The 23,338-nt window shown below is 51.7% G+C and carries 19 protein-coding genes, 1 tRNA gene and 1 pseudogene; 12 read left to right on the top strand and 9 right to left on the bottom strand.

What is annotated here, in order from left to right; genetic code table 11:
- Window positions 1-85: 85 nt before the first annotated feature.
- The 3 genes and pseudogenes from BS29_RS06495 to BS29_RS06505 form a co-directional block, all read right to left on the bottom strand.
- The gene (locus BS29_RS06495; RefSeq protein ID WP_229956804.1) at window positions 86-880 is read right to left on the bottom strand and encodes a tyrosine-type recombinase/integrase; all 795 of its coding nucleotides are present in this window, start codon (window positions 878-880) and stop codon (window positions 86-88) included.
- Between the two features lie 33 nt (window positions 881-913).
- Window positions 914-1,222: pseudogene (locus tag BS29_RS06500) on the bottom strand (tyrosine-type recombinase/integrase); the annotation flags it as partial.
- A complete protein-coding gene (locus BS29_RS06505; protein WP_229956395.1) occupies window positions 1,219-1,818 on the bottom strand; it encodes a hypothetical protein in 600 nt (199 codons plus the stop codon). The pseudogene BS29_RS06500 and the gene BS29_RS06505, both read right to left, overlap by 4 nt.
- Window positions 1,819-1,968: 150 nt before the next feature.
- Between BS29_RS06505 and BS29_RS06510 the strand changes: the two genes are divergently transcribed.
- The 7 genes from BS29_RS06510 to BS29_RS06535 all read left to right on the top strand — a co-directional run bounded on the left by BS29_RS06510 (window position 1,969) and on the right by BS29_RS06535 (window position 8,744).
- Entirely contained in the window at window positions 1,969-2,172 is a 204-nt protein-coding gene (locus tag BS29_RS06510) for a helix-turn-helix domain-containing protein (protein ID WP_229956396.1), read from the top strand.
- Between the two features lie 220 nt (window positions 2,173-2,392).
- Window positions 2,393-3,265 (top strand): hypothetical protein, encoded by an 873-nt coding sequence (locus BS29_RS06515; protein ID WP_229956397.1) that lies wholly within the window; start codon window positions 2,393-2,395, stop codon window positions 3,263-3,265.
- Between the two features lie 15 nt (window positions 3,266-3,280).
- Window positions 3,281-3,631 (top strand): hypothetical protein, encoded by a 351-nt coding sequence (locus BS29_RS06520; protein WP_229956398.1) that lies wholly within the window; start codon window positions 3,281-3,283, stop codon window positions 3,629-3,631.
- A 5-nt stretch (window positions 3,632-3,636) separates the two neighbouring features.
- A complete protein-coding gene (locus BS29_RS06525) occupies window positions 3,637-3,897 on the top strand; it encodes a hypothetical protein (RefSeq protein WP_229956399.1) in 261 nt (86 codons plus the stop codon).
- The gene (locus tag BS29_RS17555; protein ID WP_407673756.1) at window positions 3,894-4,103 is read left to right on the top strand and encodes a MerR family transcriptional regulator; all 210 of its coding nucleotides are present in this window, start codon (window positions 3,894-3,896) and stop codon (window positions 4,101-4,103) included. Before BS29_RS06525 ends, BS29_RS17555 begins: the two co-directional genes overlap by 4 nt.
- 30 nt (window positions 4,104-4,133) lie before the next feature.
- Window positions 4,134-6,089, top strand: a complete 1,956-nt coding sequence (locus BS29_RS06530; RefSeq protein WP_229956400.1) for a prohead protease/major capsid protein fusion protein — start codon at window positions 4,134-4,136, stop codon at window positions 6,087-6,089.
- Window positions 6,090-6,317: 228 nt separating this feature from the next.
- Window positions 6,318-8,744 carry a hypothetical protein gene (locus BS29_RS06535; RefSeq protein ID WP_229956401.1) on the top strand — a complete coding sequence of 809 codons (2,427 nt, stop codon included), beginning with the start codon at window positions 6,318-6,320 and terminating at the stop codon, window positions 8,742-8,744.
- An 80-nt stretch (window positions 8,745-8,824) separates the two neighbouring features.
- Here the strand turns inward: BS29_RS06535 and BS29_RS06540 are convergent, their stop codons facing one another.
- From BS29_RS06540 to BS29_RS06550, 3 genes are all read right to left on the bottom strand, one after another.
- Window positions 8,825-9,298 carry a hypothetical protein gene (locus tag BS29_RS06540; RefSeq protein WP_229956402.1) on the bottom strand — a complete coding sequence of 158 codons (474 nt, stop codon included), beginning with the start codon at window positions 9,296-9,298 and terminating at the stop codon, window positions 8,825-8,827.
- Between the two features lie 52 nt (window positions 9,299-9,350).
- Entirely contained in the window at window positions 9,351-10,202 is an 852-nt protein-coding gene (locus BS29_RS06545) for an AbiJ-NTD4 domain-containing protein (protein ID WP_229956403.1), read from the bottom strand.
- A 183-nt stretch (window positions 10,203-10,385) separates the two neighbouring features.
- Window positions 10,386-10,459: transfer RNA gene (locus tag BS29_RS06550), tRNA-Gln, on the bottom strand.
- Window positions 10,460-10,628: 169 nt separating this feature from the next.
- Between BS29_RS06550 and BS29_RS06555 the strand changes: the two genes are divergently transcribed.
- Together BS29_RS06555 and BS29_RS06560 are read left to right on the top strand one after the other, a co-directional pair.
- Entirely contained in the window at window positions 10,629-11,741 is a 1,113-nt protein-coding gene (locus tag BS29_RS06555) for a Ppx/GppA phosphatase family protein (protein ID WP_229956404.1), read from the top strand.
- On the top strand, window positions 11,738-12,412 hold the full coding sequence (locus BS29_RS06560) for an RlmE family RNA methyltransferase (protein WP_229956405.1): 675 nt from the start codon (window positions 11,738-11,740) through the stop codon (window positions 12,410-12,412). Before BS29_RS06555 ends, BS29_RS06560 begins: the two co-directional genes overlap by 4 nt.
- A gap of 238 nt (window positions 12,413-12,650) precedes the next feature.
- Here BS29_RS06560 and BS29_RS06565 read toward each other — a convergent pair whose 3' ends face one another.
- The 3 genes from BS29_RS06565 to BS29_RS06575 all read right to left on the bottom strand — a co-directional run bounded on the left by BS29_RS06565 (window position 12,651) and on the right by BS29_RS06575 (window position 17,769).
- On the bottom strand, window positions 12,651-13,409 hold the full coding sequence (locus BS29_RS06565) for a DsbA family protein (RefSeq protein ID WP_229956406.1): 759 nt from the start codon (window positions 13,407-13,409) through the stop codon (window positions 12,651-12,653).
- Window positions 13,410-13,527: 118 nt separating this feature from the next.
- The gene (locus BS29_RS06570) at window positions 13,528-14,931 is read right to left on the bottom strand and encodes a M48 family metalloprotease (protein WP_407673757.1); all 1,404 of its coding nucleotides are present in this window, start codon (window positions 14,929-14,931) and stop codon (window positions 13,528-13,530) included.
- A gap of 120 nt (window positions 14,932-15,051) precedes the next feature.
- Complete coding sequence (locus BS29_RS06575; RefSeq protein WP_229956407.1) at window positions 15,052-17,769, bottom strand: Rne/Rng family ribonuclease; 2,718 nt, start codon at window positions 17,767-17,769, stop codon at window positions 15,052-15,054.
- Between the two features lie 534 nt (window positions 17,770-18,303).
- Between BS29_RS06575 and BS29_RS06580 the strand changes: the two genes are divergently transcribed.
- The 3 genes from BS29_RS06580 (at window position 18,304) to BS29_RS06590 (ending at window position 23,215) form a co-directional block, all read left to right on the top strand.
- Window positions 18,304-19,548: an N-acetylmuramoyl-L-alanine amidase gene (locus BS29_RS06580; protein WP_229956408.1), complete on the top strand. Its 1,245-nt coding sequence runs from the start codon at window positions 18,304-18,306 to the stop codon at window positions 19,546-19,548.
- Window positions 19,549-19,689: 141 nt separating this feature from the next.
- The gene (locus BS29_RS06585) at window positions 19,690-22,227 is read left to right on the top strand and encodes a penicillin-binding protein 1A (protein WP_407673758.1); all 2,538 of its coding nucleotides are present in this window, start codon (window positions 19,690-19,692) and stop codon (window positions 22,225-22,227) included.
- Window positions 22,228-22,429: 202 nt separating this feature from the next.
- Entirely contained in the window at window positions 22,430-23,215 is a 786-nt protein-coding gene (locus BS29_RS06590; protein WP_229956409.1) for an outer membrane beta-barrel protein, read from the top strand.
- Window positions 23,216-23,338 lie beyond the last annotated feature (123 nt).

A 23,338-nucleotide genomic window follows, 5' to 3' on the forward strand; every position in this document is an offset into this window, starting at 1 on the left:
CCGTGTGGATTCGAACCACAATTAACGGAGTCAGAGTCCGTTTTTGACTTTACGGAATCCTTAGGTATACCGATCCATGTTCCATTTATGTTGCGTCCGCGAAAATGGACCTCTCCACAGCGTTAGCAATCTCGTTATCTTGATCGACCTGTTCGAACAAGTGCCCATACGTATCGAAGGTGACTTGAATGGATCCATGGCCCATCCAGACTTGCACCCGTTTGGCATTCACGCGTTGGTCGATCCAAAGGGAAGCTGCGGCATGGCGGAACGCGTGGAGACCGAAGCGGGGGGTAGAGGATAGGCCAGGTTTGACAATTTTTGATGCTATCTGGGGCGGCCCCATGAGGGTTCTTGCCATATAAGGGTGGGACATAACTTTACCGGTAGGGGATGGGAATACAAGGTCACCCGGAGGGCAGGCTAATTTCCAGCGTTTCAACGCCTTAACAGCCATCTTAGGTAGAGGTATCGACCGAAAGCTTGCTTTTGATTTGGGAGGCCCGATATTGCCAGCCGCGTCCGCACGCTGAGAAACCGTAACTGTTCCATTTTTAAGATCCAATTCGGCCCAAGCCAGCCCCCTCAATTCTGATGCCCTAAGGCCCGCAAAAACAAGCAGGCAGGCAAGAGGGTGAACCATCGGCTGCTCGGATGATGCAGAAGCCGTCAGTATTTCGGCAAGCTCGGTTTTGGTAGGTATTTTTGGTTTTGGCCTTTCGCGATCTTTCCGTGATATTTTAACTCCGAGCGCCACATTTTGAGCGACCAATCCTCTTCGTTGGGCTTCAGAAATTATCGCTTTAAGTGCTCTTAGGACCCTGACGGCCATAGGTCGTGACATGCGGCGCGCAAGCTTATCCCGAAGGTTTTCAGCCATGGGGGTCGTCAGTTGAGATAGCTTAACTTCGCCGCAAAGAGGTTCGATATGGAGCCGAACTTGCTGATCGTAGGCTGCTATTGTGGTAGTTTCCAACTGCTCCGAACGACAACGATCGAGCCATAGCTTCGCGGCTTCGCTTACAGTTATACTCTGACTATCTGGTGTGTGAATCCCATGCGCGACTTGGAAGCTTGCATTGACCCTCCATGCATCAGCATCTTTCTTTCGGTTAAATTGCTTGAAACGCCTTTTGCCAGCGCTATCGCGATAGTCTACGAGCCATGCCTTTTTTGTTTCGCCCGTTGCTGTATACCAAGTGCGTTTCCGGATGCTGCTCATATCAAGGCTTTTTCTTCAGCGGGTTTCCAACCCTCTGATTTTGCCCAATCGACTAGCGATTTCCCAAATTCGACCGCTGGCACGATTTCCGCGGTATCAAAACGCCCAGCTACTTCAAACATCAACGCCGTGATGTTGATTTCTGCAAACCTGATTACTCCAAGACCAGATTCTTTTGGCCATTCTCCTTTATAAAGCCAGGTGTCAGCTAATGATCTTTCATCGGCCAGCTTTGGTTTGCGGGTAATATCTGCCAGAACTGTGAGAAGCTCCAATCCATTAGGATCAAAACGGATCTTCATTACATCGGTGGCGACTGGATCGAAGTTTTCTTCTCTAAGGTAACTACCAATGTGACCTGCCGCTCTGACCAGCAGACTGGTGATCGCATTAATGTGATTTTTTGCTTTCTCTGGCGCCATACCAAGCTCAATCAATTGAAAAGCATACACCAGAAACAAAACTTCTTTTGCACCATAAGATACGTGGATGCCGGGCCCTGTATCGATCTTCTTTGGAAATCCCAAGCGTCGAAAATGCTTTAATCGCGATCGCAAGGCTCCCAGTTTCGCGGGGGCAATGCCATGGATGTCCATTAGCAGTTGCTCTATTTGTCCGTACTTAATGTCCAAAATGGTAGTCTCCTGATAAAGTAAGGGTTAGCGTTAATACTAGGGCTTGACAATCATAATCTCAAAGTAAATAAAGGTTAGTGTTAATACTAGGACTTATTGGAGATAATGATAATGCTGAATCAAGATCTGCTTGATGGTGCCCAAGAGGCAGCTGACTACATAGGCGTTCACCCGCGTTCGGTTTACAATATGGCAAACAGCGGTCGTCTGCCGGTCATAAGAATGGGTCGCAGACTATTTTTCCGAAAATCGGAAATTGATGCGGCCTTTCAATCAGAAACTTCTTCAGGCTTGGGTGATGTCCAGACCGCATGATCAAAATCCGCGGGTAATGGTTCAACCGAGATACGGAAAATTCTGGGTGATGGTTGTGCCTGAGGGGTTGCGTCAGCCGACAATCGTTCGTGACAGTCTTCGGTTAGCGGAATGTGAAGCACAGAAGATAGGAAATCGTCTCGATGCGCCAATATTTGTCTGGAGATCTTTTGATGCGCGGCGACCTTAACAGCGTACAATTACCGATTCCATCGATACTATGAGCGGTTTCATAAAACTTTATCGCGGCTGGTCTGATTGCGATCTGTTTAAGAATGAGCCTTTTTGCGAGCGCGCGGCATGGGTTTGGTTAATTGAAAATGCCGCATGGAAAGAAACCATGAGGTATAATTACAAGGGAGAGATGATACCTCTAGAACGTGGACAAATCCATGTCTCGTTAGCATCATTAGAAAGCGTATTCGGCTGGTCGAAGAAGAGAATTCGAGGGTTCCTCGATAGGCTTGAAAAAGGGCACATGGCAGTCACAAATAGGGCACAGTCTGGAACCGTCTTAACTATATGTAATTACGACAAATATCAGAATGTTCAACATACCGAAGGGCACAGTCAGGGCACAGTTAAGGGCACAGCCGGGGCACAGTCAGGGCACACACAAGAAGAAGGTAAAGAAATTAAAGAAGAAAAGAAGAGCGCGCGCGGTTCGCGCCTCTCCTCTGATTGGAAACCTGATGATGAGTGCCGGGCATATGCCCGAGAAGAGCGCGGCTGGGGCGATCCAACGATTGATGCAGTTGGTGAAGACTTTCGCGACCACTGGATCGGTGCAAGTGGTAATAACGCGATCAGATCAGACTGGTCTGCAGCGTGGCGCAAATGGGTTCGAAATGATCGTCGGCCGGATGGCAATACATTGCCAAAGGAAAGTGAACGCGCTTTTAAATCTGACGATCAATGGAATGCTTGGTGCGAGGAAAGAGCCGCCAGGGCATCATCAGAGAAGGACAGGGAGCATTGGCGATCGAAAATCAGACGGCCAAGCGTTCCACTCGATCCAGGAATTCATCCGGTAATGGTGCCAGATGTTAAAATGGCTGAAGCTCCCGATCAAAAGCGCTCCAGCCCAGTGTAAAAGGATGTTCTACACATGGAAAAGTTAGTTAAAAATCACAGAGTTGTAAACCAAAACGATTTGGAATCGGTAAAACCAGAGCAGCTTTTCGGCGCATTTACCCGAGAGCGGCTGGATAATATTGCCGACATCGAACGCAAAAGTCAGTTAGCTCAGGAGCTATACGATCAGGCAAGGCTTTTGACCTCTCATCATGCAGCACCGGCATCCTTGCTGATGACGGCCGCGATGTCCGCGATTGAATGGGAATACGGAGAGGAAGGCGCCTATCATGCGTTCATGGCTCTTGTGAATCCAACTCTTGCAAACTGGAAGTCTAACTATGGGACAGATGCAATCAATCGATACGACCGGAGCGTGGGATAAGACACATGACAAACGAGAATATTCAGGAATTGGCTGAAATCGCTCAGTCGGTAGCAATCAACGGCGGAATGGCCGCGGAATTAATTAAACAGGCGACATTGCTAACACCAAACCGATCTGAACAAGCGGCTGCGCTAATTATGGCAGCAACTGTTGTCATCGAGAAGGATGTCGGCCGCGATCGAGCCTATGAGAGCCTGATTGGGTTGATTGGCCCAACAGTTATTGATTGGATGCAACGGCCAGAAGGTGAGTCAGTGCAGTGAGTTTTTTCGACTTCTCTGAAGCACAGGCGGCGCAGCGTTTGGGAGTACATCCCCGGACACTGCGCCACTGGCGTAACAAACAATTAGTGCCCTACACAAAAACACCAGGCGGCCGGATCGGGTACACTGAAACCCAGATTACCGAAATCTTATACCAAGCACGGTACCGGCCGGATGAAACTGATACAGGTATCCTCAGAAACTGATTGCCCTGATTCGCCCCAACATGTCCCAACATGTCCGGCGACACCAGAAATGCCGCACTGCATATTCACGCCATGGATGCAATTTCAGACACATGGCTAGTTCAAGCAGGCCAAGACCAAGAGACACGCAAGGCGACGCTCTCAGCTGCGACTTACGACGCAAAAAGCAGGACTGTTGATGCCGTTCTTTCTCAGGGTGCAAGCGTGCCTCGCTGGGGTTACATCGAAAACCTCGAAATATCTGAACAAGCAATTGACCTGGGGCGCGCCAAAAGCCTGGGCGTCAAACTTCTCGATTCCCACAATCAGTCGTCGATCGATGCAGTGCTGGGTTCAATCACAAACTGTCGCATTGAAAATGGAGCACTGATCGGCACCATTAACTTTGCGGACACCGATGCCGGCCGGAATGCAGAAGGAATGGTCAGTCGGGGTGAGCTAACCGGTATCTCGATCGGTTATCGCGTCACGCAATGGAAAATCTCCAAACCAAGTGGGGATGATCCCGAAATTCGTACTGCAACCGGCTGGGAGCTTCTCGAAGCTAGCCTGGTCAGTGTTCCTGCAGATCCGCAAGCCGCTGTGCGTTCATTTTCAAACCACTCTCAAAAATCAATGGAGCCCAACGCAATGACCCATATTATATCACAAACCGAAGATACGACGACCACACGTTTTAGTTCTGAACAGGCAATAGATTTTGTGAGCTCAGCGGCACCGTTTGGTCAAAATACAAGAAAAAAGGCTGAAGAATTGGTCAGGAAAAACTCAGCGGGAAAAGTTTCTATAGAGGCCGCTCGCCAGGCACTGATGAAATTTGCGGGGGAGGAGCAGAATGCAGCAACAAGTGGATTTCGCGGCAGTGCCGGAGCAGTCCTCACTGAACCCACCTACGATAACCCTTCTTTTTTGGCCCAGGCTATGTCGGATGCCCTTTACGCTCGAATGAGTGGGTCAGAGCCTGCTCCAGAGGCATGTGAATTTATGGGGCTGTCCGTTCCTCAGATGGCCGGCGAGATCATCTCTCGGCGTGGTCATCGCGACATTCATCGAATGTCGGCAACGAATATAATCGCTGTGGCGTGGGAACCAGATGCGTCTCGTTCGCATTATCCGGCTGGCAACCACGCTGTGGGTACGCTACCGGCGCTTTTGGAATCCAGCGGAAACCGGTTTCTGCAGGAGAAGTTTGCAGCATTCGAATCTCCCATCAAGCAGGTCGGCCGCAGGCAAAGTGCCGCAGATTTCAGGGAAATCACAGGCATCGATCTAAGTGGTATAGGTACCTTGGATGAGCTACCTGAGAACTCAGAAATCAAATTCGGCTATTTTAAGTCTAGGAAGGAAACTTACCGGGTCAAAACCTATGCCAAGCGGTTTGGGCTATCTCGCCAGGCCATAATCAATGACGACCTTGGGGCATTCGCTGACAGCATGATCGCACTTGCCAAAGCTGGCGCAGAGCGCGAAGCCTTGTTGATGGCGGATCTTTTGAATGCCAACCCTCCCATGGCTGACAGCAATCCGGTGTTCAGTACAGAACACGCCAACCTTGATGCATCGGCAGGAGCGCCGGACATTGACAGGCTCAGCGCTGCGCGATTGGCGTTGCGCTCACAAACCGATCAGGATGGAACGCCTGTAAATGTGCAGCCGCGGTTCATCCTGTCGGGTGCGAAGCATGAAACGACGATTGAGAAGTTGGTAGCCACCACGCTGCATCCCGAGCAGGTTAGCTCTGCTAATCCGTTCGCGGGGCGGCTGGTGCCTCTGGTCGATCCGCGGCTGGATAGTGATCCATGGTACGTTTTCGGTGATCCTCAAATGAGCACGTCATTGGAATATGCATATCTCAATGATGAATTTGCTCCCAAGATTGAGATCAAAGAAGCCTGGGATCACCTGGGTACTGGTTACCGTGCTTATCACGACTTTGGCTGTGCGTTCATCGACTGGCGTGGAGCATTCAAGAATCCTGGCGTTTAACTTGCCGGTTGGCGCTTCGGACCGGGGCAGGATGAATGTTTTTCGTCATCCTCATCATTCTGCCCCACTAATCGTTTGGGTCCTTTCTGGAGGGCAAGTGAATTGCGGTGGGGCGTAGTGCGACGTCTTCGCACACCCACCAGGTTTTGAATTATGAACTAAAAGTTCAAAAGTACTCGCCCTTTTTGAACTTTCCCGTGAACTTTTGAACTTTGGGAGTAAGGACCAATGGCAAGACAATCAGTTGCATATCGGCTGAAGGCCGTTGGTGAAGACGCAATTCTCAAAAGCTGGAAGAGCGTCGGAGAAGCTGGAGAAGCAAGTTCAAAAAGAACGGCCGCTGCATTTAACCGAGACATGCGTATTGCTGAAACAGCGGTCGAGCGGCTGGAACGTCGGGCGGCACGAATGGGTGCCTCACAAACAGATACGCAGCGTCAAATAAATGACTTCGTCGGACTAAGCCGTTCCGGATCCCAGCTCAAATCTGCTGAAGCATCAATGAAAGCATTTATTCGCTCGCAAGATCAAATGGCCGCTTCTAGATCCAGGTTGCTGTCTCAGTTTGATCCCTTATTTGCAGCTCAACAGCGACATAACAAAGCGATCCGAGAAGCTACCCAGTTACGCAAGCAAGGAGCTCTCAGCACAGCAGAGTTCACAAATATTCAAACTCGGGCGAAAACGGAATTGGATGCCTTTACAAATGCTCAACGGCGCGGAACTGTATCAGCCGGTCAGCAGCGTGCTGCATATAACCAACTCGGTTTCCAATTTCAGGACATTACCCAAGGTTTCGCTCTCGGTGTAGATCCTCTAGTCATCTTGGCTCAGCAGGGCGGGCAGACAGCCAGTGCATTGTCCATGGGGCTCGGTGAAACGGGAACTGCAGGAAAAGTTGCACGTTTTATTGCTGGCCCTTGGGGCGCTCTTATCATCGGCGGCACGGCCATCCTAGGCTCAATGGTCTCTAAGTTATATGAAGTAGAAGAAGCTGCGCAAGCTGCTCAGGCCGGTGCTGATGGCCTTGGCAAGGCCCAGTCGGTCCTGGGCGACATGTTCGATTTAGCCAATGGTAGAATTGAAAAACAGAATGCATTACTTGAGGCGAACGCCAGGCTGGCTGCCATAACGCTCAGAAGCGAAGCGTTGCAACAACGACAAGCCGCGCGATCAGCAGCGACGAATACTGGAAGATTGGGATTAGGAGAGGCACTTGGTCGGCTTGCCACCGGTAATATTTCTCCGATCGGGTTTGAACAGGCGACCCTCATAAATTCATTCCGCGATACGCTGGAGGTTAAGGACAGAGCGCAACGGAACAAATCATTGAACAGGATATTGCGAGAAAGCGAAGGAGTCGATTTTAAGCAGCTGGGCATTGCGCGCTCGGAATTTCAGCAAGCAGTTGTTGATGCAATTTCAGCTGACTTCAAAGATGATACGGCTAATTTGATCGATCAGGCACTAGACACAAGGTCCCTGCCAGATGCTCTCAGGCAGCCAAGTGGCTCCGGACGGGCGGGGGGAGAAAGAGACAGGTTGGCGCTTGCGGCTCGGGCAACAGCAGAGTTACAGCGGACTCAAGAGGCGAATGCCAAGTCAGTTCTTAACTTCCTCACAGCTAATGACCCGCTGTTGAAAATCACCGAAGAGTATCGTTCCAAGATTAAGGAGATCAGCCGGCTAGAAGCTGCTGGGCCAGCCAATGGTGGTTTGACCACTGAGCAAGCCGTTCAGCTCCGCACACAGGCGAAAAATGAGCGTATTGATGCTAGGGCCGGTGCATTCGCAATTTCTGGCCTGGATAGCGTCACGCAGCGGGCTGATCGTGAACAAAACCTCATTGATTTCACGCAGGGCATTCTGGCTGATCATGACGAGCGGCTCGAGATCCTGCGCGTCGAACGATCTTTAATTGGTGAAACATCCGTTGAGCGCGAGGTACAGCTGAACAAGCTGGAATTGATACTCAATATGCGCCGTGCCGGAGTTGATGTGGAAGCTGATATTGGCCAACAGATTTTGGAGCAAAACGAGCAGATCGATCGTCAGTCTCAGGCTTTGCGACAACAGCAAGAAAACTGGGATGCGTTACGCCAAACTGGTGAGCAATTCGTAGACACCGTGTTTGATCTACAGAATTGGAATGACTTTGGTGATCTTGGAAAGCGGGTATTGCAGGACATTGCCGATGACATGATCCGACTGACGCTGCTCAATCCCCTGAAAAACCTCTTGTTCGATTCCAGCTTACCTACATTCGGAGGTGGTGGAAGTGGCGCCGGATCGGGCGGACTATTCGGTTCTATTCTTCAGGGGCTCGGCGGTTTTTTTGGTGGCGGCAACGCTGTCGGCACCGAATATTTTCCGGGCGGTTTCACAGAAGTAGGCGAAAACGGCAAAGAACTGGTCAGCCTTCCGCGCGGTTCACGGATCCATACAGCCTCTCAAACACGCCAGATGGAAAGGAAAATGGCAAGTGCCGGCACTACCGTTCATATGAATGTTCCAATTTCAGCAGACGGAGCAGATTCAGTTGCATTGGCGCGTGTTGAGCAGCGTCTCGAAGAAATGAAACGTGATCTGCCATCTACTATCGTCAGCACGGTATCCGACGCACAAAGCCGTTTCATGCTTCCGGGTGGCCGATAGATGTGGTGTCGTAACTAGAAGATGATGATTTCTCTTATGTTATTGTAAGAGAACCTCAGCAACAATTCGCATGTTTCAGATTAAGTTGATGTCGAAAAAAGAGTTTGTGTGTCCTTTAGATCTGGAACGACAATACTCCATTTCGGATAGGCGACAGCTAGCATTGAATGCTTGTCGGTATCCAAATCACCTATCTTCACGAGAATTTTTTCAGCATTTTTCTTCGCCTTGGCGCAAATAAAAATCTGTCCACGAAGAACAACTATAGAACCAATAGGATCGGCCATACCATGATATTTTTCGACGGTGTGGTGATCAACTACTAGGCTCGTATTCTTTATAACGTGACCTAATCCCTCAAAATGTTCGGTTTCTCCAGTGACGAATTTTTGATCCTCGAGTTCAGGGAATACCGCGATCGTGAATCCATTTGCCGTTCCAACCATGCAGATGGATTGATCGTAGTCTAAGGCGTACGCTACATCACCTTCCGATAGTTCAAAAAAGTGCGTTGTTACAAAAGTGTCGATTGGTAGCATCTGCAATGTCTCCATACTATTTTCGTCCCAAAAGAGCCGTGCGTGTCAGGTAAGACATTTTAGGTGCTCAATCGTCCGGTGGACTAAACTTAAGCAGATACGATGCAAAAGATGCGCAAGCGCCGAACATAAATATTGCCTCAGACTCGTCGACGTCAGCCGTACCCGCAAAAACTAAGGCATGCCTTATACCTTGTTCATCCGATGTATACCCATATAGCTTGCTTAAAGCCTGTTTCATGGCGGGGTGCTTTAGCTGTCCAGATTTTTCTAGCGCTACCATAGCGCCGGCGAGGTCTTTGGTGCCTGGCGCAACAAACCGTGCGGCTGATTCAACTGCAGTTATGCTTTCACGGATGGAAGAGCCCCAATCGCCAGCTCGCAAGTGCTTTGTGCTACTTGCCATATGAGTTTTGACGCCCATGGCCGGTGATGAATTTATTTCTGAGACCGCAGTTTTGATGCCTTCGACTTCGCTTTCTTCGGAAACCGGAACGATCATTTCATCGATTATGTGATAAGCTGGCCGACATTCCCTGAAAACCTGGTGCAAATCTATACTAAGATCGAACGGACAATCTTGATGCTGCAGAACGAACTCTATAAAATCAAATACGATGTTATAGGGCTGATGTTCGATATAAACTTTGATTTGATTACCAACCTGAGACCGGTAGAAAACTGGTGAATCTACCATGTTTTCCAGATATTCAATTTCCCAGCTTTCCCATATTTCATTCCAAGGTGATCTCAGCGGAGGATCACCTCTTTGACGAAAAACCTGGTGAGCGTCTAATGACGTTCGAAACGCTCTCCAAAGCTTAGACTTCATGATGTTGTCGATCTCTCGCAACTTCATTTGGCTGGGTAATTCTACGATGCCTTGACGTTGTGAAAATGTGCGTTTTTGCTCACTCATGAATAACGTAACCCCCGGATTCCATCAATCAATCTATGTTGCATCCATGTTCCACGGAGGCGCTGCATGCAATTGGAATTGCTTAGAAATCAGCAGTATTCAGTGGAACTCAGTGGAACTCAAGGTAAGTTATGAAAATAATGAGGCTATTCCAGTAAGGTTTTGAATTAGCTTGATTAAAACTGGATCCCCCGTGAGGATTCGAACCTCAATTAACGGAGTCAGAGTCCGTGGTATTACCATTATACGACAGGGGAGTGCCGGGGGGCGCAATAGTCCGCAGGCAGGGGGTGGTCAAGCGTTTTCCAATGTCATCTGGCAAGTGGGCTTTATCGCTAAACCCTTGCACATCCGGTGGGCTGCGGTTATCTCTAGGCCCAAGTACCGGCGGTATTATCCGATCCGGAGAATATAAGAGTAACGGTTATGGCGGATGAAGCATCCCCATCGCCGCAACGACAAGACGGCGGAAAATCGGCAAGGACGGCCCGCCCGAAACCTGCGGCGAGACATAAGAACGGGAGTCGAAATCCGTCTCCCTCTCACAAAAATGGCGCACGCTGGCCAAAGCTGCGATCTTATGCTGCCATTGATCTAGGCACGAACAATTGTCGGCTATTGGTCGCTAAACCCTCATCCGATGGCTTTATTGTAACAGATGCTTTCTCGCGGGTTGTGCGATTGGGCGAAGGCCTTGTGGAAACTGGCCGAATTAGCAATCGTGCAATGGATCGTGCAGTGGCAGCGCTATCGATCTGTGCAGATAAGCTGAAACGCCGCAATGTAACATTGGCGCGCTCTGTTGCCACTGAGGCTTGTCGCCGCGCCAGCAATGGCGAAAAATTCATCAATCGCGTTCGTCAGGAAACCGGGATCGCGCTTGATATCATCACGGCCGAAGAAGAAGCAAGGCTGGCTGTCCTGGGCTGTCAGATCCTACTCGAACCAGGTGACGGTCCGGCCTTGATATTTGACATAGGCGGCGGATCAACGGAACTGGTCCTTGTCGACACATCAGGCAGCGCACCTGAAATTATCGATTGGCTCAGCGCGCCGTGGGGCGTGGTATCCTTGACCGAAAGTGAAAAGTTCGATGCTGACAATCCGGCGGCCAGAGAACAGGCTTTTGATAATATGCGGAACCGTGTGGCCGAGAGCTTTGCGGATTTTGCAAGCCGCTTGCCAGTGTCGGAAAATTGCGATTTTCGCTTATTGGGTACCAGCGGCACGGTTACCACTTTGGCGAGCCTGCATCTGAAGTTGCCGCATTATGACCGCAAATTAATTGATGGCCTGATCGTGCCTGCCGAATCCATGCGCGATATCAGCGCAATGCTCGCGGCCTGTTCACCGCAAGAGCGAGCGGCCATTCCATGCATTGGCAAAGAGCGCGCTGATCTGGTCGTTGGCGGCTGTGCGATATTGGATTCGATCCTCGATATCTGGCCAGCCAATCGTGTCGGTGTTGCGGATCGCGGCATCCGGGAAGGGATACTCCGTTCGCTTATGTCTTCGCACGAACAAAGGCGGCGATCATGAGCCGAGGGCGTTCGGGCGGTAAACAGCGTGTGAAAACTGCCAAAGGTCGCAAAATTGGTTCGACGCGATGGCTGGAGCGACAGTTAAACGATCCCTATGTAAAAAAGGCCAAGGCAGACGGCTATCGCTCTCGCGCAGCTTATAAAATTCTCGAGCTGGACGAACGGTTCAAATTTGTCCGCAAGGCCAAGGCTGTGGTTGATCTGGGCATTGCACCGGGTGGTTGGGCGCAGGTTATTCGCAAATTTGTTCCACAAGCAAAGATTGTTGGCATCGACTTATTGCCTGTCGATGCAATCGAAGGTGTGATCATCCTTGAAATGGATTTTATGGATGACAGCGCACCTGATCAGCTAATGGACGCGTTGGGCTGTGCGCCCGATCTCGTATTGTCGGACATGGCAGCCAATACGGTTGGGCATCAACAAACTGATCATTTGCGCACCATGGGATTGGTTGAAGCGGGTGCCTATTTTGCCATCGAGAATTTACAGGTAGGCGGCGCCTTCGTCGCAAAGGTATTGGCGGGCGGCACGGACAATGAATTGCTGGCCATGCTCAAACAGCATTTCAAGACAGTAAAACATGCCAAGCCGCCCGCTAGCCGCAAAGGTTCTTCCGAATGGTATGTCATTGCACAAGGGTTCAAAGGACGGCCTGAGAGCATCTGAATTCTGGCCAAGTTCACAAAGTTCACAAAGCTCTGTGGGACTTTTTCAGAACCCATTATTTCTCCAGATAATTCCCAAAGTTCACACAAGTCACACGTGCTCAGGCGTGGGTGATCAGAGATGAATATGCTGAACGGGGAGTGGGTGGGTATCGTGCTGATATTACCATCAATCCAGCTCTGTAGGAAAGGCGCTTGGGCGGCGCTATCGGTGAAGCGCGCACGCAGAGGGGCAAGACTTATTTCGAGCCGCGTACCTTGGCGATCATTTCTTTCAAACCGTCATAACCCACTGCGCCGACCGCTGTTTGGTTGCCGACAACAAAGGCTGGTGTTCCGGTAAATTGCAGTTGCCGGGCCACTTCGATATTACGCTGCACTTCTTGCTGTGCCTCGGGTGAAGCGATAAATTCGCGTGCGGCTGCCATATCCAGGCCAACTTCTTTCGCAGCGCTTTCGATGGTCGAAGGTGTGGGCCGTCCGGTTGCAAACATCGTCTTGTGAAAGGCGTAATATTTGCCCTGTTTGGCCGCTGCAAGGGCCATCAATGCGGCATCATTGCTGGCTTCGCTGAGAATTGGCAATTCGCGGAACACGACCTTGATATTCTTGTCCTCTCCTAGCACTCGGCCGATATCGGCGGTCGTCTGTTTGCAATAAGGACAGGCAAAGTCGGAATATTCGACCACTATGACATCACCATTGGGATTACCGGCAAAGGCCGTACCGGCAAAGGGTGCTTGGATTTCCTTGCGAATTTCGTCAATGGCTGCTTTTTTCTGGCGGTTTTGCAGTATCTCGACCGCTTCTGGAATGATTTCCGGATTCTTCAGGATATAATCGCGGACAATGGCTTCGATTGCGGCCTGTTCCTTGCTGTCAATTCCGGCTGCCAGAGCGGCTTTCGTGGCTTCTTCGCTTGCCGATGTGCTACCGGTTTGCATGAACCAGACAGTCGCTGCCCCTGCTATGGCCAAAATGCCCCCTGCCATAATCATCCACTTTCTGTTGTTATTTTCCACGTTTTTCCATTTCAAAGAACGAGCACTCCTTGTCGGAGGTTCGCTAACTTGTCTACAATTGTTACATAATTTTGGTGATTTTACTGACCGCCATTTAGCGGCGGCGTTGATCCGAACGCTCAAATTCGTTTTTCGCGATCAGCGAAATATCCTGCGCACGGATCCACTCCGGCGTATTTTCTTTGATACCAGCCATCGCGATTTGAGAGCTGCGAATGGCACTGCTATAATTGCGTTGTAGCAGTGCACTCTCTGCTGTCGCCAGCTGCGCGCGCGCTGTATCACCTTGTTGGGAATAGACAACGCCAAGCTGATACCAGGCGAAGGGATTGCGGTTGTCCTTAACAACAGCAGCCTTCAAAACGCGTTCGGCTTCGGCAAAATGGCTTTCATCCTCGGTCGCGATCAGCGCATGCCCAAAGAGGCTTGCAATCAGTGGTTGATTGTTGGTCAGCTGCACGGCTTTACGCAGGGATGCTATTGCTTCTTGCGGCCTTCCCGATTCCAATAATATCTGTCCGTGTAGTTCGAGGAAATAGGGGTCGTTCGGATTGTCTTTCAGCAGGCTGTTTACTTCCAAGAGCGCGCGATCGGGATAAGCACTTTTGTGCCATGCATAAGCCCTAGCATAGCGCGCCGGAATAGTTTGGTTACTTTCGGGAAATTTGCGCAACGTTACGGTTGGTTCGCTCGTGAAGCCAAGCAACTTGGCCTTTACCCGCTGGAATCGCTCTTCAATTTCGGGATCAGGCGGTGTGTCCCAAGCCGGGTCTGCTTGATATACGTCGCGGAGCAGGCTGACACGTTCGCCCGAAAGCGGGTGGGTACGACCATAGCTATCTTCTTGCGGGATGCCGAGGCGGAACTCGTAATTTTGCAGTTTCTTGAAAAAGTCAATTGATCCGCGGCCTGTGATCCCGGCGGCGGAGAGATAGCGTGCGCCAGCGGAGTCCGCGGCGCGTTCCTGCACCCGGCTAAAGGCCAAAAATTTGCCGGTGGCGGCTTGCTGGCCTGCAGCCAATATTCCCGCGCCCGCATCGCCTGCGCCCGCAGCAATGGCGGCTGCGCCCAGGATCAGGCTGAGTATGGTAATACCTGTGGCCGTTTTGATACCTTCGTCAAAGCGAATGATATGACCTCCGGTGATATGGCCAAGCTCGTGAGCCATGATACCTTGAATTTCAACGGCACTATCGGCGGCCTCTATGGTTCCGGAATAAAAGAACATGCGCTGCCCGCCAGCAACAAAAGCGTTGATCTGTTTGCTGTTGATCAGGATGACTTCAACATCTTTGGCATCCAGTTCGGATACCGCGACAAGCGGGGCAACCATATCGCTGAATAGGGCTTCGGTCTCGGCATCGCGAAGGATAGACTGCGCGGCAACGGGCTGGACCGTAATGGCTATCATCGCCAAAAAGGCTGTGATCACCTGTCCGATGCGGGGCAGCGAAAGGCCAGCAAAAGCCTTGCGTCTGTTTTCATTCAGCGATGACATGAAATTCCTCTTGATGAAGCTCTGGCAAATTTACCCTTCTATTGACATGATAAGGCTTAACCTTCGATGAAATAGCAACCGGCTTTCGCGTAAAATGGCGCAAAAGCCGGTCGATATTCATCAACCAAATGTACGCTGCCACCAGCCACCACGCGGTGCACTGGCCTTTTCCTCAACGGTCTCAGTTGGCGTTTCCTCGTCTGCTTTTTTGGCTACCGTCTTTTTAGTGGCCGTTTTCTTTGCAGCAGTTTTGGCCGTAGCTTTTTTGGCAGGCTTTTCTTCCGCATCTGCGCTGTCAGCATCGGTTTTCTTAGCTTTAGACCGTGTTGCTTTTTTCGCAGCTGGCTTTTTGGCTTTTTCCTCTTCTGCCGGTGCCGCGGTTTCGTCCGAAGCCGCTTTTGCCTTGCGCGGGGCGCGTCTGCGTTTCGGTTTTTCTTCGGCGTCTTTCGCTACGCTGTCTTCCGTTGCTGCATCATCTGATGCTTCTACCGGTGCTTCGGCCTTTTTGCGCGAACGGCTAGCTCTTTTCGGCTTTTCAGCAGTTTCGGCTGCATCGTCGGAGCTGGCGACTTCTGCCGGTGCATCAGTGCCTTCCGGGGTGCCTTCTGCGGTGTCGGCTGCCTTACGGCGTCCGCCACGTGACCGGCGTGATTTTGGCTTTTCGCCATCATCTTCGGTTGCCTCAGCTTTTGTATCGGCGGAACTTTGTCCCTCCGACGCTTTGCCATCACCATCATCGCTCTGGTTTTGGGCTTCAGCATTGGCTTCGGTATTGCGATCACCACCACCGCGGCCGCGCCGACCGCGCCGCCGCCGCCGCTTGCGAGGACGCTGTTCTGCTTCCTCTTCATGCTCGGCTGCTTCGGCTACGTCATCATCATCGTCGTCGATAATGGGTTCGAATTTCGGTGCATTTTTCGGCGGCCCGCCAGAGCCTTTGACCTCCATGCGCGCGCCTTCGGTCTCACCATCCGGGGTGATCTGGATCGATACGCCATAGCGTTTTTCAATATCATCAATTTCATGCCGCTTGCTGTTCAGCACATAGATGGTCGCTTCCTGGCTGGCGGTCAGCGTGATCTGGCTCGCTTTGCCTTTTGCCGCTTCTTCTTCGAGCAAGCGTAAGGCGGAAAGAGCAGATGAAGAGGCCGTCCGGACGAGGCCTGTGCCTTCGCAATGCGGACAGACTTTGGTCGACGCCTCAAGAACGCCGGTCCGTAGGCGCTGGCGGCTCATTTCGAGCAGACCAAAGCTAGAAATACGGCCCACCTGAATGCGCGCGCGATCATTTTTCAGCGCATCGCGCATCGCCCGCTCGACTTTGCGGATATTGCTGTGGCGGTCCATGTCGATGAAATCGATAACCACCAGACCAGCCATATCGCGTAGACGCAATTGACGGGCAATTTCTGCAGCAGCTTCGAGGTTGGTTTTAACCGCCGTTGCTTCAATCCCGTGCTCACGGGTGGAGCGGCCAGAGTTGATATCGATCGATACAAGCGCTTCGGTTGGATTAATTACCAGATAACCGCCGGATTTCAGCTGGACCTCTGGTTGATACATGGCAGACAGCTGATCCTCGACACCATAGCGTTGGAATAAAGATACCGGATCGGCATAGCTTTTGACGCGGCGGCTGTGGCTGGGCATCAACAGCTTCATGAAGTTTTTCGCCGCAGCATAGCCTTCGGCGCCTTCAACCAGCACTTCCTCTATCTCGCGATTATAAATGTCGCGAATGGCGCGCTTGATCAGGTCGCTGTCGCTATGGATCAACTTGGGTGCCACTGCTCCCAATGTCTTTTCACGTACTTCGTCCCACAGCCGTGCGAGATAATCAAAGTCACGCTTGATCTCTGTTTTTGTACGGGACAGCCCTGCGGTGCGGACGATGCAACCCATTGTGCTGGGCAGTTTCAGATCCGCAATGATGGATTTCAAACGCTTGCGATCGCCGGCATTGTTGATTTTCCGGCTGATGCCGCCGCCATGGGACGTGTTGGGCATCAACACGCAATAACGACCGGCAAGGCTCAAATAAGTGGTGAGGGCAGCGCCTTTATTGCCGCGTTCTTCCTTGACGACCTGTACCAGAACAACCTGGCGACGCTGGATGACATCCTGAATTTTGTAGCGCTTGCGCAAGGCCATACGCTTTTGGCGCGCCTGGTCGCTCGCCTTGGCTATATTGCCTTTGCCGCCACGGCCGCCGCGTCCGCGGTTCCGACCTTTGCCGCGTTTGCCCCGGCCCTTATTTTCGGCTTCTGCATTGCCGTCAGATGAATCCTTGGCATCATCGCCTGTTTCTTCATCGGTTTCGCCGTCTTCGTCGTCTTCGTCGTCGCTGTCGTCCTCATCGGCGTCGTCATCATCACCATTGTCCTCGCTGGGTACTTCACCCTCGGTGACATCAATCGTGTCGACGCTTTCATCTTTCTCAACCTCTACCAGAGCTGTATCCAACTCTTCGGTTGCTTCGCTGCGCACCATGTCAGCGGGCGCGTCTTCTTCCTCTTCTTCCTTAGCACGCAGCGCCGCTTCTTCGGCCGCATGCTCGGCTTCTTCGGCGAGCAGGCGTTCGCGATCTTCCTGCGGAATTTGATAATAGTCGGGGTGAATTTCGCTGAAAGCGAGAAATCCGTGGCGATTGCCACCATAATCAACAAAAGCCGCCTGCAGAGAGGGTTCTACTCGCGTTACTTTTGCTAGATAAATATTGCCTTTTAGCTGTTTATGTTCCGAAGATTCAAAATCGAATTCCTCAATTTTGTTCCCTTTTACGACCGCCACCCGGGTTTCTTCCTGGTGGCGCGCGTCGATTAACATGCGCGTTGTCATTCAATATACTCCTGGCACGGTGCGGCGGGAATGCGCCCGGCGGAACCATGCAATGTAAAAGGGATGACGTCTTCTTGCGCGCTGCCAGAATAGGGGGAGCGGGCGGCGTCATCCGGTTAATTTCAAATATTTCTGAAAAAAATGCGTCTGCGACAAATGCATGGCCCGGGCCGTTAGCCAGGGACTTTCCGTCCATAGAAGCACTTCCCTGTGGAAGAGTTCCGGATCCGGAGATGTCATGCCTCATGTCGCTTCAACCTGTATGCGCTGGATCAAAACCCAGCTTAGAGAGTGCTCTTCAAAAAGAATTCTGAACAGCACAGATGGGGTGCTAGCACCGCAATAACAAATCGGCAACACAAACTATCACCGGAACGGACTGCTCTTGTTCTGCCGTGAAGAAATCGCGCCAAGTCCATCTCAAATAGGGTAAATTTCCTGTTAACCATCTCATTTTACCGGGGATTACGATTATATGCTTAATGGTTTTTTCACCGCGTTTGACGGCGAAAAACCGAGGGCAATCTTACAAACATGAATTTTGACTGGACCGATATGGCTGGCGCATTGCATAAGGCAGCCATGGCTTTCGCTGCGATTTTAGCTTCCACTCTGTTGACCTTGAATCCAGCAAATGCCGGTTCGGTTAGCCGTATTGATGCAAATGACCGGCAAATCACCGTTTCCTTTGACGGGCTGGTCGAGAGCGCATCAGCCTTTTCCCTGCTCGGACCCGACCGGATTGCTGTTGACATCAAAGGCGGAAAGGCAGGACGTGGCGGCCGTGCGGCGGGTATGGTTAAAGCTGTGCGTCAGGGGCAATATCGGCCCAATACCGCGCGGATCGTGTTTGATCTCGATAGCCCGGCAATCATAACCGAAGGCGGTTTTTCTGCGGATGGTAAGAGTCTCAAACTAAGCCTGCAGACTGTCGGCGGCGATGCCTTGAACAAGGGGCGTAAGTCTTTTCTGCCACCGGTTCAGTTTCGGGCTGAACCACCGAAGAAATCCTACAGCGTGAAAGTTCCGCTCGGGAAGCCGCAGGATGAGGTGACATTGCCAAAGATCAGCGGTCCTGACGACAAAGACCGGCCGCTTGTTGTCATCGATGCCGGACATGGCGGGCACGATCCCGGTGCGGTTTCCCCACATGGCGGCAAATATGAAAAAACCGTCGTGCTTGCCATCGCCAAGGCTGTGCGTGATCAACTGGTTGCCAGTGGGCGTGTGCGGGTAGCCTTAACGCGGGAAACCGACAAATATCTGGTGCTGGAAGAACGATATGGCATTGCGCGGCGTCTAGGAGCGGAGCTGTTCATTTCCATTCACGCGGATGCGGCCGGCAATCAATCGGCCAATGGCGCCACCGTTTATACATTGTCTGAGGTGGCCTCGGATCGTGAAGCAGCCAAATTGGCGGCGCGAGAAAACCGATCGAATATTATCAATGGTGTAAATTTGGGGGAATCCAACCAGGATGTTTCCTCTATTCTGATTGATCTTACGCAACGCGAAACGATGAATGTTTCGGCTGATTTTGCAAAATTGCTGATCCGGGAAGGGCAGCGTATGATTAAATTTCGCACCAATCCGCATCGTTTCGCTTCGCTGATTGTTCTAAAAGCACCCGATACGCCTTCAGTTTTGTTCGAAACCGGCTATCTGACCAACAAGGAAGATGTCGCGCTACTCAGTTCTAAAGATGGTCAGTCGAAAGTCGCCATCGGGATTGCCAATGCGATTGAGGCCCATTTTGCGCGCAAACTGGTGCAGCGATAAAATCGTCACGGCAAAGCTTGCGTAGTTCTGCCGTCGGACCGACCTGATCCCTTCCTCTGCCATTGTCTCACACTGAGCCGATAATATTTTTCATCGATATTTTCTGGAAAATGGTGCCGATAGTGCTAGATAGCGCCTCATATGGCTGAAAATACACCCGATAATGAAGGCGCAGGAACAGCGGAAAGTCTTGCCTATAAGCTAGAGCGGAATACCGGCGGCTTTTTGAGCTGGATGGAGAAGCTTTGGCAAAAGCGGCTCTTCCGGCTCTTTCTTGCATTTGTTGTGCTGTGCCTGCTGGGCTGGTTATTGATCTGGGTTCTTTTTGCCCGCGATTTGCCCGATGCAAAAATGCTGCAACAATATGAGCCACCACTGCCCACTATGGTGCGGGCCTATGATGGCGAGCCCGTACACAGCTATGCACGGGAACGCCGTGTTCAGCTGGAATATGCTGAATATCCGGCATTGTTGGTGCGCGCTTATCTCGCGGCAGAGGATCGGACATTTTTTGAACATGGCGGACTTGATTATCCCGGTATCGCGACCGCGATCGTCAGTAATATTTCGAGCAGTGGTAGACCCATTGGTGCGTCCACAATCACGCAACAGGTCGCCAAAAATCTGCTCCTGACCAACGAGGTTTCCTATCGGCGTAAAGTGCGGGAGGCATTGCTCGCCTATCGCATTGAAGAAGTGCTGACCAAGCAGGAAATTCTTGAACTTTATCTCAACCAGATATTCCTCGGCCGCAACGCTTACGGTGTGCAGGCGGCCGCGCAAGCCTATTTCGCCAAAGATGTCGATGAATTGGCTTTGCACGAAATGGCTTATCTTGCGATTTTGCCGAAAGGGCCGTCCAACTATCGGCCGGAAAATAATGAACAGCGGGCAGTTAACCGGCGTGACTGGGTATTGGGCCGCATGCTCGACAATGACTGGATCACGCAGGTCCAACATGATCAAGCTGTTGCCCAGCCGCTTGGTACTATTCGCTCTCGCGGCGCCCGTTTTCAAAGGGTCGGCGGCTATTTCATCGAAGAAGTCCGTCGTCAGTTGATCGAGCAATTTGGCGAGAATGAGGAAGCCGGGCCTTACAGCGTTTACTCCGGCGGGCTTTGGGTCCGAACGTCGCTTAATCCTCAGCTGCAGGAATATACCAAAGATGCGCTGCGCACCGGTTTGCTTAGGTACAGCCGTGGGCGGGCTTGGAGCGGACCGATCAACAAGATCGAGATGGACGACAAATGGGCACAGCGATTAGCATCCACGTTCATCAATACCGACTATGCCGATTGGCGCATTGCCGTCGCATTGAACCGTCAGGGCAATAGCGCTGAGATCGGTTTTAGGGATGGGACGACCGGCCGTGTAAGCAATGCACCCAGTAAGCTGGCAGCCGGTGATATTATTGCCGTCAGCCCGGCAGGTGGCAGCAGTTACGTTTTGCGCAGCGTCCCCAAGGTATCGGGTGGTATGGTGGTTCAAAATCCGCGCAACGGCCGAATTTGGGCAATGCAGGGCGGTTTTGACGACCGGATGAGTTCTTTCAACCGCGCAACCCAGGCCGAGCGGCAACCGGGTTCAACGATCAAGCCCTTTGTTTATGCGACCGCACTGGATCAAGGCATGACGCCAGCAACCATCATCGTCGACAGTCCATTTTGTGTTTATCAATCTGCGTCATTGGGGCGCAAATGTTTCCGCAACTTTGGCGGTGCGCGTGGAGCTGGAGCGCAGACATTGCGTTGGGGCGTTGAGCAATCGCGCAACCTGATGACTGTTCGGGCGGCCAATGATGCCGGGATGGAAAATGTCGTTAGAACCATAAAAACGATGGGAATTGGTGATTACAAGCCGTATCTCTCTTTTGCCCTCGGTGCAGGGGATACAACGGTGCAAAGGCTGACCAACGCCTATTCCATGCTGGTCAATCATGGCCGCGAGTTGCAGCCGACGGTTATTGATTTTGTTCAGGACCGCGAGGGCAAGGTTATTTTCCGTGCGGACAATCGGATTTGCGAAGACTGTAATCAATCTGACTGGGATGGAAAACCGATGCCGCGGCCAAGGCCTGCTGGCAAACAACTTATGGATCCGATGACGGCCTATCAGATTGTCAATATCCTGGAAGGCGTCATAACCCGTGGGACTGCGCAAAATCTGAAAAGTCTCGACAGACCGCTATTCGGCAAGACCGGCACCGCGAGTGGGCCGACCAATGTTTGGTTTGTCGGCGGTTCTCCGGACATGGTCGCGGGCGTCTATATGGGCTTTGATCAGCCGGCTAATATGGGCGGCTATGCCCAGGGCGGCACATTGGCGGCACCGATATTCAAACAGTTTGCGGAAAAAGCGATGGCAGGCATGCCGAAAACACCATTTGTCGCACCGCGCGGCATTCGGATGGTGCGGGTAGATCGCAAAAGCGGCAAACGGGTCTTTGGCGGCTGGCCGTCTGATGATCCAAGATCGGCCGTGATCTGGGATGTGTTCAAGCCGGAGACCGAACCAAGACGTTCGATCCGCAAGGAAGAATTGCTGGCGCGTCTGGAAGCGAAAAAGGCGCAAATTAGGGCAGCAAAACTGGCTGCACGCAATCGAGATGCCGAAGGCAGAGGCAATCGACCGGCGCAAAATGACAATGACTTCCTGCAGGACGAAGGCGGAATCTACTAGCGAGAAGCCAATCCTTTGGTTGTTTTCAGCGACGTGAACCAACTGATGCAAGTTTGCCACTATTTTCAACTTCTCCTCATGAAACGTTAGAAAAGCGCCGTCGTTTTGCGACGAACCGAGCCGTCCACATATTGAAAATCGCGAATGCATCGCCAATTCACTCCGCAGCGGGGCAACACCGAACAGGGGTTTGGAGTTGAATATGCGTAGTTCTTTCAAACTATTTGCAGTCCTTGCCGCAGGAACGTCTCTGGCGTTTAGTGGCGCCGCTCATGCCGGAGAGCCTTATGTAGGCGCATCGGCAGGGCTTAACCTACCCAGTGATTCAAAAAATCGCGGAGAATTTGAAGGCGATGTGGCGGCGACAGCCGACTTTGATGCTATCGCTTCAGGTACCGATCTCGACTGGACGACAGAGCTGAACAATGGCCTGGATCTCAATTTGCTGGCCGGTTACCGCTTCGACAATGGTTTCCGGGTCGAATTGCAGGGCTTTTACAACAAGTCCAATGTCGATTTGCACCGTGACCTTGCCGTCGGCGGAACCGTGATCGATGCCGTGGATTCTGCCGTTCTGACGCGCGGTGCGGCTGATCCAGCCAATCCAACAGTTGGTACGGTGCTCAGCACCGATGACGGTCAGATCAAAAACTATGGTCTGATGGCCAATGCCTTTTATGACTTCCAGATCAGTGAGTCTTTGGTGCCTTATGTCGGCGCGGGTGTTGGTTTCACCCGACAGGATGTCGAATATGCACCATCCGGGATCGACGTTGTTGACGATAAATCAACCCGTTTCACCTATCAGGGTATGGCCGGTGTGACATACAGACTGAGCCCATCCTTCGAGCTTTTCGGTCAATATACCTACCGTGCGACCGACCGCGGCGACTATGATGTCAATCTGTTGCCCGCGACTTTGGGCGTGAAGAGTGAGCAATCCATCTTCAATCTCGGTTTCCGTATCCCATTGGGTGGCGGTAGCTAAGTTCGAGCTGATATCATTGCTTTAAGCGATATGGATGCGCGCCGCCTGACATAGTTTGAAAGGTGGCGCGCATTTTACGCGTTTCCCTGCTGACAGCGGTGAAAACCCCTGCTATCGGCGCGG

This window comes from Parasphingorhabdus litoris DSM 22379, assembly GCF_020906275.1.
Taxonomy (GTDB): Bacteria; Pseudomonadota; Alphaproteobacteria; order Sphingomonadales; family Sphingomonadaceae; genus Parasphingorhabdus; species Parasphingorhabdus litoris.